The sequence below is a fragment of the Kitasatospora sp. NPDC091335 genome, assembly GCF_044757205.1.
Classification (GTDB): domain Bacteria; phylum Actinomycetota; class Actinomycetes; order Streptomycetales; family Streptomycetaceae; genus Kitasatospora.
The window spans coordinates 273,947-285,291 of sequence record NZ_JBIVUM010000009.1 but is presented as its reverse complement, the minus strand read 5'-3'; the positions used below and the strand labels follow the sequence as shown (position 1 = coordinate 285,291).

Sequence of the window (11,345 nt, the reverse complement as noted above, 5' to 3'; positions counted from 1 at the left end):
GGGCGGCCTCGAAGCTGCAGAGTCTCATCGCGCGGCGCTGGCGCTGCCTGTGCGGCGCGCGCCGCCGAGCGGACGGCGCGCGTCGGAAACGCCCAGGTCTGGCATGCGTCGCTGGCTGGTGAGGCGGTCCACTCGGTGGACCGCCTGGCCGCGGCTCGCCCCGCCGTGAGCGGGTATCGTTCAAGGCCTTCCGGCTGGCGGGAAGACAGCCTGCAACAGTGCCGCAGGTCACCGGCGGAAGCCGCGCCTCGGGTCGCGGGCTTGGACGTTGTCGAAGGGCGTGAACCAGGCGGCGGGGCGCATGTCGCCGATGCCCATGGCTTGGTTGGCGTCGTCGTCGGGGTCTTCGATGCCGTCCAGGTGCGCGCTGAAGAGCATCAGGATGTCGGTGTCCTGGAAGAGGAGGTCGATGCAGGCATCCCAGTCGTAGTCGTCGCCGTGGCGGGGCAGCGCCTGGTGCTTGGGGAGGTCTTCGAGGAGTTCCCGGGTGGAGGGGGCGTCGGCAAGGGCGAGGTGGAGTGCCATCTCCTCGGCGGGGCAGGCTGGTTCGGGCTGCTGGCCGGTTTCGATGTCGGTGGCGAGGTCGTCGCAGGCACGCGCGAAGGCGCGCCGCCACTGGTGGTCCTGCTTCCAGGTCAGGCGGGGGAGTCGGCCGAAGACTCCCCAGGTTCCGTCCTCGTCAGTCTGGATGGCGTCGTCGCCGAGTTCGTCGGCATCGTCGTACGCCTGGTCGGTGAGGACCGACAGCGCCGAGTGGAGGATTGCTGCGGTGCGAGGGGTGAGCTGCCAGTCGTCGTCCTCCTCCTCGCCGTCGGCAGGGGTGAGCGGGAACAGAGCGGCATAGTCGCGCAGTTCCTCGGCAGCCGGGGCCGGTTCAGGGCGAGGAGCGGGAGTTCCCGCGCGGTAGCCGGTGCCGAAGTCTGCGGTCACGGGGGTGGTGGTCCAGTCGGCGACCTCGTCGCCGGCGGCCGGGTCGAGCATGCTGCCCATGGCATTGTCAGCCAGTTCGTCCGTCCCAGGGATGAAGACGGTGCTGGTGGCGAGGTGCATCAGCGCGCCGGTGAGGTCTCGGGGATCGTCGTCGGGCAACTCGTTGACGGGCAGGGGCTCCCAGCCGTCGTTCTCGGCTTCGGATAGGACGGCGTCCGGGTCGGTGATGTGGAACTCCCTGAGGTGGATGACCCGAACGACGCGACCGGGCAGGTCGGCCAGTCGACGGTCGCTGGCGAGAGCTCCATCCTCGGGCTCCTCCTGGTCGTCGTCGGCAGGTTCCTCCGTGAGGGGCCGCGGCGAGCTGCTCGTGAGCGTGTGGGAGCGGCCTGGCCACCAGCCCTGCAGGGCCTGCTGGAAGGCGCGGCGCACGGCCTCGGCGTCGGGCAGCGCGGCAGTCGCTGTGGCGAGCTGGGACTCGGTTGTCGGCCCGGCGCCGTGGATGGCGGCGCGCAGGAGCTCGGCTGCGTGTTCGGCCTGCTCCGCCTCGTCGAAGGACAGGACGTGCTGGGCGGCCGGAGGCGTGTCCGGCAGGGAAGTGACGACGAGCAGGCGGCTCAGGTGCTCCTGGTGCTCGCAGACGAAGTCTCGGATTGCGGACTTGGCGGGGGAGGAAGACATGAACTCTCCGGTCAGGAGGCTGGACGCTCTACGTGGTGGTCCACGGGAGGACGGTACTGGGCCGTGGACGGTGTGTGGTGGCGCCCCCCCCCGCGGCGGGCCCCCACCCCCCCACGGGGGGGCCCCCGAACCGGGGCGGGGGGGTGGCGGTCCAGGCCCACGGGGTAGGGCAGGGGGGGGCGGCGGGGGGGGGGGCCCCCCCCCCGGGGGGGGGGGGGGGGGGGGGGGGGGGCGGGGTGGGGGGGGGGGGGGGGGGGGGGGGTGGGGGGGGGGGGGGGGGGGGGGGGCCCCCCCCCCCGCGCCCCCCCACCACACACCGTCTCGGAGGATCCCGCTACCTGGGCCGGTGAGGTCCGGAGCGAGGCACTGCGGATAGGTCAGGAGGTCAGGGCGAGTTGGCGGATCTGCTCGACTTCGACCTTGGGGCCGGGCAGGCCGCGGGTGGCGTTGATGTAGGCGGTGAGTTGGGCTCCGGCGCGCTGAATGGAACGGAGGTCGGGGTGGAGGTAGTGCTGGGTGGTGGTGAGCTGGCCGTGGCCGGCGATGCGCATGAGGACGTGGGGCGGGACGCCTGCGTCGGCGAACCACGTCAGGGCGGTGTGGCGGAGGTCGTGTCGGCGCAGGTGCTCCAGGCCGAGTTGGAGGACGACGTCGTCCCAGTGGGTGGCGTCGCGCAGGATGGCGGTGGTGACCCGGCCGCCGAGCGGGCCGGTGAACAGTCGGGCGTCGGGCCGGTTTCCGACGCGGGAGATGCGCCAGGCGATGTTGGGGCGGAGCTCGGGGATGATGGGGACGTCCCGGGCTCGCTTGCCCTTGGTGCCCTTGTCGAGGAGGCCGCCGGGGCCCGGGGTGGTCTGCCGGCAGACCCTCCAGATCCAGTTGTGCGTGTCGATGTCGCCCGCGCGGACACCGGAGACCTCTCCGATCCGGGCGCCGGTGCCGCCGGCGAAGCGGACGATGTCGCCCCAGCCTTCGTAGTTGCCGAAGGAGGCCTCGACCAGGGCCTCGGCCAGGCGGTCGAGCATGTCCCAGTCGCGCAGGGCCAGACCGCGCGGCTCGAACTCCTCGTCCTCGACCTTCTTGATCAGCTTCTGCCAGCCGTGCAGGCGGGCGGGGTTGATCTCGATGATCCCGTCGCGGATCGCCTGTTCCATGACCCGTACCCACACCGCGATGGTGCATTTGAGGGTGGAGATGCCGGCGCCGTCGGCGATCCATGAGTTGAGGGCGCGGTCGGCGATGCCGGCCGAGATGCTGGCGATCTGTAGGTGGCCGACGGTGGGCTTCACCCGCAGGCGCCAGCCGGCCAGGTAGGGGTCGTGCGTTTTGAGTTCGAGGCCGCGCATGGCGAGGTCCATGACGGAGTCGCCGTAGTCACCGAGTTCGGTGGTGGCCAGTGCGATGCTGACGCCGCGGTTGTTCGCCTTGATGATGCGGTCGAGCCACGCCTGGGCCTCCGGCTCGGTGGAGAAGCCGCTGGAGCGCGAGGGGCGTCTGGTCGGGTCGGTCGGGTCGGCCCAGCGTACACGGGCGCGGTAGGGCGAGAGGCGGTCCGGTCGGTGCTCGATGTCGGTGTAGAGCTTGACGCCGACCGGTGCGTCGATCCGCTCGGGCGCACTCATCACGCTGCCACCCCCGGTATGACGCGGCGGTCGGTCAGGTAGTCGGCCAGGTCCTGGTGCCGGTAGGAGATCCGGGCGCCGATGCGTACGTAGGCGGGGCCCTGCGACGGCTGCTGGGTGCGCCAGCGGCGAAGTGTCGCCGGACTGACCTTGAGGATCTTCGCAGCCTCCGCCTGGGTGTAGAGGAGGCTGGGTGAGCCTGCGTCCGTGCAGATGCATACCGGTGCGGCGGAAGGCGTGCGCGGGGTGCGGACGGAGTTCTTGGCAGTGCGGTTGGGCAGGGTCGGGGCGTGCGGCATTATGGTGTCGGCCTACTCCGGTCGAAGGCTGGGGAGGTCGGGTCTCCGGGGCGGGCAGAAGCTGGCAGGCGGATGCCGTCTCGGAGGCCGTGATGGCCGGGGTGGGCCCGGCGGGGAGTCGTCGGTCAGGTGCCCTCGCGGTCGATGTGGGAGAGCTCGGCGGGCAGGGGGGGCGGGAAGAAGTCCTGATCGCGCAGCGCCCGGCGGGCGGTGAGAAGATCACTCCGGTCCGTCTGCGCGACCTGCTCCAGTTGGGCGGCAGCGGTGCTGGCCCGCTCGTACTCGTCCGGCGGTGCCAGCTGGGCGTCCCGGCGGCGCTCGGCGGCCATCCGGGTGGACAGCAGCGCGGTGCGGACGAGCCGGTCATGGCGGCGGAAGGCGTCAAGGACGGCCTGGGGCGAGCCGGCTTCCGGAGGCTCCGGAAGGGCCGCACGGTCTTCGCCGGTGAACCAGGCGACTGCCTGCCACGGAGTGGACTCCGTGCGAGGCGTCGGACGGGCCGTCGGCCCCTGACCGAGCGGCAGGATCAGGCTGACGGGCGGCATCTCCAACGCGCGTGCCAGAATGAGTAGTTCTGCTGGAGTGGGCCCGTTCCGGGCGCCGGATTCCAGCTTGGCGATCACCTGTCGGGTCATCGGATAGCCGAGGTCGGCACATCGGCCCCCCAAGGCCTCGGCGGACAGCCCGAGCTCCGTTCGCCGGCGTTTGATCTCGCGAGCGATGGCCGCGTCCACGGCGGCCGACCATGTTTTCTGATCCATATGAGAACAGTACCTTATGTATCTCGATCTAGATCGGATCATATGGCAGGGTGTTCTCCGAAAGGGAACATCTTTGTTCTAGTGGGAGCGTCCTATGTCGCGCAACGTTGTCCAGGCCCGATCCGGCATGACCATCGCCCAGCTGCTCGAACTCCCCACCGTGGTCGATCTTGCGACTGCGAACCGTGCTCTCGGCCTCAGCCGCACCCACGGGTACGAACTGGCGCGGCAGGGCGACTATCCCGTACCGCTCCGGCGCGACGGGCGCTCGTACCGCGTGCCCAGCGCGCTGCTCGCGCTGGAGCTCGGCATCGCCGTTCGAGGCGGCCGATGATGCTGCCGATGCCGCGGCAGCTGGGCCGGACACCGGTCCCGAGCGCGCGGTAGCCTGCGTTGAAGGGCTGGCTGAGTGCCCTGTCTGAGGAAGCGACAGCTCCTGGGTCGGATCCTTGGCCGGTCTGGGCGCTGCGTTTGGGGTGAGCAGCGTGTTCCGGCCGTAAGCCCGGGGCAGCTGGAGAGGAGCGGATCAGACGTGGCGGACGGCGCGTTGTTCGGCCAACTGGCCGTCGATGACGGTTTCGGTCAGTGCCAGGAGTGGGCGGAGTGCCTGACAGCTTGGGCAGAGCAGCGGATCGGTGGCGTACAGGGCCGCGAGGAGGCAGTCCGGTTGCTCGCGGACGCCTTGTACCGCTTCCCGGGAACGCCGCTCGGGTTCGGCGCGCCGTTGGTGACGGCGTCGTTGGAAGAAGTGGCGGCGTCAGTCGGGGGCGGGAGTGCGGCGGCTCGGCAGGTGGGGCGCGTGCTTGCCTGTCACCGTGAGGCCGTGAGATCTGGATCGTCGTCGGCGGTCGGTGTGCGCCGGCATGCGTTGGCGGAGATGCTGCGGGAGCGACCCGACCGCGGGTTGGGGGTAGCGCTGAGGGGGGAGCGCCGTGCTCGGTGGCAGAGCTGGAGCGTGGGCCAGGGCCGTGGTGGACGACCGGGGACCTTCCGCACCCCCGAGCGTCAGTCTGTCGCTGTACCGCGATCACGGTGATTCGCCGTACACCCGTGACGACAACGTCCTCGACACCGGTGTGTACGCGGCCGGTCCTGGGGCCTGCGAGGGACGCCAGGGCGAGGGTGGGGGCGCTGTCGTCGTGGGGCCGGACCGCCTGGCAGTCCAGGCCGGTGTCGTCCGCGAGTCGGCGCAGCACGGTTGCGGCGGCTTCGGGTGTCCGGCCGATGATCTCCTGAACGGCCAGGACGTCGGGGTCCAGGTCGCGGATCACCTGGACGAGCAGGTCGTAGCGGTCCTGTTCTTGGCGGCTCTTCACCGATCCGAGGTTGAAGAGGTTGTACGTCGCGAAGCGCAGCATGTGGTTGGTCCTTCGTTGTTGGCCGGGCGCGTTCGGGCGGCGGTCGAGCCGGATGTTCGCGGGTCGGGGCCGGCGGGGTCAGGCGGCGGTGCTGTCCACGGTGTCGAGCAGGGCCAGCAGCGGCTGCTCGTCGCCGACCGCTTTCGGTGCCTGCTCGGACAGCAGACAGTGCAGGACGTGGGTGTGGAAGCGGATGGCGGAGGTGATGGCCGGTGGGCTGTAGGGCTGGGGTGCGGCGGCCAGCCGGTGGCCCAGGAGTCCCAGGAGGTGCCGCCGTGGCGGTGGTGGTTGGTGCCGGTGTCGCGGTCACGCAGGATCATCGCCGCGACCAGGAGGTGCCTGGGTAGCTGGAGGGCCAGGTGGGAGCCGATCAGCACGTCGCCGCGGGCGGCCTTGACCGCCGCCAGGACGGCATCGAACCGGTAGGCGTTCACCAGCTCGTCCAGTACTTCCTGGGTCTCGCGCGGCGGAACCGCCGGGGCCGGCTCCCGCACGGTGGCCGAGCGAACGGTCAGATCGATGCGGCGTAGGTCGCGCAGGACCAGGCGGATCCCGACACTGTGCTCATCGCCGTTGCGGCTGCTGGTGTAGATCGGGCCGAGCGAGCCGCCGGCCAGGCCGGCGAAGTCGTCGGCGAGCGCCTGCGGGTCGCTGCTGCTGGTCACGGCGAGGTCGAGGTCGGACCAGCGGTCCAGCCCCTCGGCGCCCTCGGCCGCCGAGCCGTGTACCCGCAGGTCGCGAATGCGCGGCTCGGCGGCGGCCCACGCTCGAAGCAGCGGTAAGGCGTCATGCTGCCAGCCGACCGGCGGCAGCCCCTGCGCGGTGGGCGCCGTCACCGGGCCTCCACGCGGAGCAGCCGGTCGGCCAGGAGGATCGCCGCCACGCTGCCGGCCTCGTGGATCGCGCTGGCGGCGACCAGGTCCACCGCGCCCGAAAGCGGCTCCCAGTGCACGGTCATTCCGGCTTCGGTCCCGTCCCGGTGCAGCTGGCCGCGCTCCAGGGCGGTGCCGAGTAGCAGGTGGGTGGTGGCGCGGGTGGAGCTGGGCAGCGGAGTGATCGAACCGATCCTGCGTAGCCGGCCGGCGCGCCAGCCCGCTTCCTCTTCCAGCTCCCGCCGCGCAGCCGCCTCGATCTCCTCCCCGGCTTCCATCCCGCCACCGGGCAGGTGGACCACCCGGCGTCCCTGGAGATAGAAGTCGTCCTCGACCAGGGCGACTTCGCTCCGCGCGTTGAGCGCGACGATCCGCACCGCGTCCCGCACGTCGATGTAGTCGTAGATCCCCGGCCCGCCGTTGGGCTCGACGACCTGGTCACGGTGCAGCGTCAGACGCGGCCCTCGGTGCAGGACCTGGCTGCCGAGCGTCTGCCAACCGGCGCTGGGCTCGGTACGGGCGGCCTCCTTCAGCGCCTCGTAGGCCCGGTACAGCACCGGGAAGGTCACCTCGAACGCCTGCGCCAGGTCGGGGTGCAGCGGCCAGGCGAAGTCCGCTCCGCCGACCGCGTGCGTCGTTGGCCGCGTGGCTTGCCACTGCTCGAACTGCTTCGCCAGCGCGAGGGCGGGAGCCAATTGTTCGAGGGCACCGTTGATGATGCGGGCCAGCAGCGCGGGCGGCCCGACGGCGGCCACCGCGGTCAGCTGCCTGGTGAGCGTCAGCGCGTCCTGCGAGATCTGCCCCGGAGCCTCGGCGGTCGGCGTCCGGGGGGCGATCGGCGGGCGGGTCTCCATCTCCGCGCACGCTGACCACGCGGCCTGGCGAAGCGTGTCACTGGTCCAACTCATATGTAGCCCCTACTCGGTGGGGTGCGGAGTTCGGTGGGCCCGAGGCTAGCCGCCGCCCCACCGGCACAGGGGGGCAGCGACCGGCTTCGCGGTGGCGGTGCCGGACGGCCGGGCGAGGGGCGCCACCTCGCCCGGCGGTCCGGCGGCGCGGGCCTCGCCGTGGTCATGGCTGTCCGAGATGCAGGTCGTGGACGCGTTCGAAGGTGTAGCGGACCGGGTCGGTGTGCTGGTGTTCCCACGCCAGCCAGACTGTCGAAACGGTGGCGCTGGTGCGGATGCCCGGCCGGATCGCCCGGCCCAGATCGGAGGCCAGGCGGTCGGAGCGGGCGGCCAGCTCGGGCGTGTCGGTGTCCTGGACGCCGTATCCGCAGCTCATGTGACACCAGAAGTGCGTTTCTGCCGGCGGGAGTTGCAGCCCCGCAGCGGTGAGGCCGGCGCGCACCTGGCGGTACAGCTCGGTCGGCTGCTGCTCGGGCCAGATCTCCACGATTCCCGCGGATCCGGACGCGCGGGCCGGGCCGATTTCGATGGTGAACGGCTGCAGGTCGGCCAGCTCCCGCTGCACCGCGACGGCCGCCTCCTTGAGTACGTCGTCATCCACCCGCTGCCCGGCGGCGGTGTGCGGGTCGATCTTCTGGACCGTCATGTGCAGGTCGTCGGGGTTCACCGAGGAGATCACGTCCGGGCAGCGGGCGGTGATCTGCCGAAGGCGTTCGAAGTACCCGAGGACCTGGGGCTGGTCCTGCGGCAGCCACAGTACGTGCGGGCGCACGCAGTCCTCGTTGGAGCCGCCCTCGCGGCCCCAACGGCGCCCCGGTGTCATGAACCGCCTCACCGGTCGGCCTCTCCCCCGCTCGAAGCCGCCGTCTCCGTCAGGCCCGGCCCGGCAGGCTCCCGCAGCGGCCAGAAGACGAGGGCCTTGTCGTCGCTGACCTTGTAGCGGGGCCAGAGCTGCCCAGTGGGGTCTTCGTGCTCGGCGCGCGCGATGGCGTCGGCGACTGCCTGCGGCCCGTCCTGCCGGCACGCGCGGGCGAGTTCCTGCCACGAGCACAGCCCGTACTCCTCGACGCCGGCGGTGATGCCGTCGGTGGCGACCACGACCTCGGCCAGGTCGTCGGCCGGCCACGAGGCCGTGACCGCGTGGAGGCCCGCCTCGGGCACGGCCTCGGCGATCCAGTATCCGTCCTGGCGGTTGACCACGCCGCCCTGGAAGTCGCGCAGCTCCTGGAGGATCAGGCGGTGCCGGTCGCCGAAGCCGTGCCCGGCACTCTGGAGATCGCGGTACTCCCGCGCTTCGGGTCGGGCGTCGACCAGCCGGGCGAGGCGGTCGTCGCGCACCGCGTGCACCGTGCCGTCGCGGCCGATGGCGACGACGGGGCTGTCTCCCAGGACGGCCGCCTCGATCTGATCCGCCCTCCGCCGCACGACCGCTGCGGTGGACGCCGGCGAGGAACCCGCGACGAGGCCGTGGGCGTCGGCGACGACCCGGATCGCGGAGGCGAGGATCTGGCGCAGGTCCGTATCCGCCTCGCGGGTGAGGAGTTCGGCGATGGCCGTGCCGAGGGTGTCGGCGTACCAGGCGCCTCGGGGCCGGTCGTCGGTGACGGTGGAGACGCCGTCCAGGACGATCAGGGCATCGGTCGTGGTGAACACCCGGTCCTCGCTGGGGCGGCCGTGGCCGGCGAGTTCGCCGATCCGGACGGTGGAGCCGCTCACCATGGCTGTGCGCGCGGTGCTGGCCGGTTCGGTCTGCACGGTGAACTCCGTTCTGGTCTGGGTAGGTTGGAGGGGGCTGGTTCTGCGGTGCGTGGTCAGGCAGTGGTGGGGGCATGGTTCGGCTGGCGGGGCAGGCGCTCGCCGACGTCGTACTGGGCGGCCTGGAGGAGGTAGGACTCGCGGTAGCGGGTGGCGGGTTCCTGGGCCATCAGCTCTGTGTGGGTGCCCTGTTCTACGAGGATTCCGTGGGCGAGGACGAAGATGTGGTCGGCTTTGGCGGTGGCGCCGAGGCGGTGGGTGATGAGGACGACGGTGACGCCGAGGGCGGTGAGCTGGCGGATCTGTTCGAACGTCTCGACTTCGGTTTCGGGGTCCATGGCGGAGGTCGGTTCGTCGACGACCACGAGGGCGGGAAGCCGGCCGTGGGCGTCGGGGGTGGTCAGGCGCAGGTAGGTTCGGCCGAGGGCGGCCTTCTGCCACTGGCCGCCCGACAGGCCCGCTCCGCCTTCGAGCCCCTTGGCGATGAGGGTGTCCCAGCCGCGGGGCAGTTCCTCGATGACCGGGTTGAGGTCGGCGTACTCGGCGGCGGCCTCCAGCTGCTGCTGGCCGCAGGCGACTTCGGGACGGCCCAGGAGCAGGTTGGCGCGCAGGGTGAAGGACCAGCGCTGGAAGTTCTGGGCGAGCAGGGCGACGCTGCTGAAGAGCTGGTCGCGGTCGGCGGTCGCGGTGTCGATGCCGTCCCACCGGACGCGGCCCTGGTGGGGCTGGTAGACGCCGCACAGGATGTTGGCCAGGGTCGACTTGCCCGAACCGTTCGCACCCACCAGGGCGATGACCTTGCCCCGGGGGATGGTGAGGGTGACCTTGTCGAGGGCGGGAGTGTCGCGGCCGTCATAGGTGAAGGAGACGTCCTCGACGGTGATCGTCTCGGGGCGTTCGGGCAGCGGGGTGCCGCCGGTGGGAATCGCGCGGCGGTGGCCCTCACGGCGCAGCCGGTCGAGGTCGCGGACGAACAGCGACTCCTCGTACAGGCCGTTGATCTGGGAGACGAGGCCGCCGATGCTCGCCGAGCCGGTGCGGATGGCCACCACGGCGGTGCCGGCGGTGGCGAGGGGGATCGCACCGTTCATGACGAGCGAGCCCAGGAGGGCGAACGCGCCGACGGTGGCGGCGCCGGCCAGCGCTGCGGAGAGCAGGTCGGTGCGTGCCCGGGCCCCGGCGAGGCGGGCCTGTTCCTTCTCGGCCGCGCGGGCCATCTGCTCGTAGTGGTGGAGGATGAACGGCCCGGCGGCGTGCACCCGCAGCTCGGCCGCGGAGTACGGGCGGACCAGCATGTCCGCGAGCAGGGTGCTGGCCCGGTTGTGCTGGAGCCAGGCCCGGGTGGAGGCGTAGTGGCGGCGGGCGGTGCGTACGGCGCCCCAGCCCCGCGGGGCGGCGATCAGCAGCAGCATGGGCAGCAGGGCGGGGTGGAGGACGGACAGGACCCCGGCGGCGGAGGCGAGGCCGAAGACGGCGGTGAGGACGGAGGTGGCCTGGCCGATGATGTTCTGAAGGGACATGGCGCCCCAGCGGGTGCTGTCCACCTCGGCGAGGAACGCCGGGTCCTCGATGGCCTCCAGTTCGGAGCGGCTGACGATGCCCAGGAAGTCGAGGGTGGCCTGGCGGAAGACCGCGGGCTTGAGCCGGTCGCCGGCCCACCCGGAGGCGGCGGACAGGCCGGAGGACAGGCCCGCGATCACCCCGACGGCCACGATCGCAGGCAGCGCCGCGCGCAGCACGGCGGCGACATCGCCGGGGGCGAGCAGCGCGGCCAGCGCGTGGTTGGTGGCGATCAGCGCCACGGCCGCGGCGAGGCCGCGCAGTACCTCGGCGCCGACCAGGGTCACCAGGGCGACGCGGTCGGCGTGCCATGCCATCCGCCCGGCCAGGCGCAGGAAGTGCGGCATCTGCCGCGCCACCGCCCAGAACGTGACCTTGCCGCTGGCCAGCTCGTGCTTGGCCCAGCCGTAGTCGTAGCGCATCGGCCCGCCGAACAGCAGTTGCTCGCTGTTCGGGGCCGAGTCCGTGGGGGGCGTGGGTGCGCTGGTCACATACTCCCTTTCGTTGAGGCGGTGGGACGTGCTGCTCGGTGTCGGCGGGCCGGGAAGCACTTGGGATCGGCCGGTGCGGGTGCGGGCGGTCGGCGAGCGAAGGTTCCC

10 protein-coding genes are annotated in these 11,345 nt (G+C 72.0%); 1 reads left to right on the top strand and 9 read right to left on the bottom strand.

The genetic code is table 11. The annotated features are described in order from the left end of the window. Positions 1–228: 228 nt before the first annotated feature. The 4 genes from ACIQOW_RS21150 to ACIQOW_RS21135 form a co-directional block, all read right to left on the bottom strand. Positions 229–1,611, bottom strand: coding sequence for a hypothetical protein (locus tag ACIQOW_RS21150; RefSeq protein WP_401087173.1), 1,383 nt, complete (start codon positions 1,609–1,611; stop codon positions 229–231). A gap of 377 nt (positions 1,612–1,988) precedes the next feature. Then, on the bottom strand, positions 1,989–3,233 hold the full coding sequence (locus tag ACIQOW_RS21145) for a tyrosine-type recombinase/integrase (RefSeq protein WP_401087171.1): 1,245 nt from the start codon (positions 3,231–3,233) through the stop codon (positions 1,989–1,991). Beyond that, a complete protein-coding gene (locus ACIQOW_RS21140) occupies positions 3,233–3,532 on the bottom strand; it encodes a helix-turn-helix domain-containing protein (RefSeq protein WP_401087169.1) in 300 nt (99 codons plus the stop codon). The genes ACIQOW_RS21145 and ACIQOW_RS21140 overlap by 1 nt, the downstream gene beginning before the upstream one ends. Before the next feature lie 125 nt (positions 3,533–3,657). Then, positions 3,658–4,266: a helix-turn-helix transcriptional regulator gene (locus ACIQOW_RS21135; protein ID WP_401087168.1), complete on the bottom strand. Its 609-nt coding sequence runs from the start codon at positions 4,264–4,266 to the stop codon at positions 3,658–3,660. 121 nt (positions 4,267–4,387) lie between these two features. Between ACIQOW_RS21135 and ACIQOW_RS21130 the strand changes: the two genes are divergently transcribed. Then, positions 4,388–4,627: a hypothetical protein gene (locus ACIQOW_RS21130; protein ID WP_401087166.1), complete on the top strand. Its 240-nt coding sequence runs from the start codon at positions 4,388–4,390 to the stop codon at positions 4,625–4,627. 978 nt (positions 4,628–5,605) lie between these two features. On the opposite strand, the gene ACIQOW_RS21125 is transcribed toward ACIQOW_RS21130, so the two are convergent. The 5 genes from ACIQOW_RS21125 to ACIQOW_RS21105 form a co-directional block, all read right to left on the bottom strand. Next, entirely contained in the window at positions 5,606–6,487 is an 882-nt protein-coding gene (locus ACIQOW_RS21125) for a hypothetical protein (RefSeq protein WP_401087164.1), read from the bottom strand. Beyond that, the gene (locus ACIQOW_RS21120; RefSeq protein ID WP_401087161.1) at positions 6,484–7,377 is read right to left on the bottom strand and encodes an NUDIX domain-containing protein; all 894 of its coding nucleotides are present in this window, start codon (positions 7,375–7,377) and stop codon (positions 6,484–6,486) included. The genes ACIQOW_RS21125 and ACIQOW_RS21120 overlap by 4 nt, the downstream gene beginning before the upstream one ends. A gap of 217 nt (positions 7,378–7,594) precedes the next feature. Then, a complete protein-coding gene (locus ACIQOW_RS21115) occupies positions 7,595–8,254 on the bottom strand; it encodes a 2'-5' RNA ligase family protein (protein ID WP_401087159.1) in 660 nt (219 codons plus the stop codon). 8 nt (positions 8,255–8,262) lie between these two features. Continuing rightward, positions 8,263–9,186, bottom strand: a complete 924-nt coding sequence (locus ACIQOW_RS21110) for a protein phosphatase 2C domain-containing protein (protein WP_401087157.1) — start codon at positions 9,184–9,186, stop codon at positions 8,263–8,265. Between the two features lie 56 nt (positions 9,187–9,242). Beyond that, positions 9,243–11,237 carry an ABC transporter ATP-binding protein gene (locus ACIQOW_RS21105; RefSeq protein ID WP_401087156.1) on the bottom strand — a complete coding sequence of 665 codons (1,995 nt, stop codon included), beginning with the start codon at positions 11,235–11,237 and terminating at the stop codon, positions 9,243–9,245. Positions 11,238–11,345 lie beyond the last annotated feature (108 nt).

Coding starts and splice junctions, on each gene's coding strand:
- ACIQOW_RS21150 (WP_401087173.1), bottom strand. CDS start 1,611: ATGTCTTCCTCCCCCGCCAAGTCCGCAATCCGAGACTTCGTCTGCGAG.
- ACIQOW_RS21145 (WP_401087171.1), bottom strand. CDS start 3,233: ATGAGTGCGCCCGAGCGGATCGACGCACCGGTCGGCGTCAAGCTCTAC.
- ACIQOW_RS21140 (WP_401087169.1), bottom strand. CDS start 3,532: ATGCCGCACGCCCCGACCCTGCCCAACCGCACTGCCAAGAACTCCGTC.
- ACIQOW_RS21130 (WP_401087166.1), top strand. CDS start 4,388: ATGTCGCGCAACGTTGTCCAGGCCCGATCCGGCATGACCATCGCCCAG.
- ACIQOW_RS21120 (WP_401087161.1), bottom strand. CDS start 7,377: ATGGAGACCCGCCCGCCGATCGCCCCCCGGACGCCGACCGCCGAGGCT.
- ACIQOW_RS21115 (WP_401087159.1), bottom strand. CDS start 8,254: ATGACACCGGGGCGCCGTTGGGGCCGCGAGGGCGGCTCCAACGAGGAC.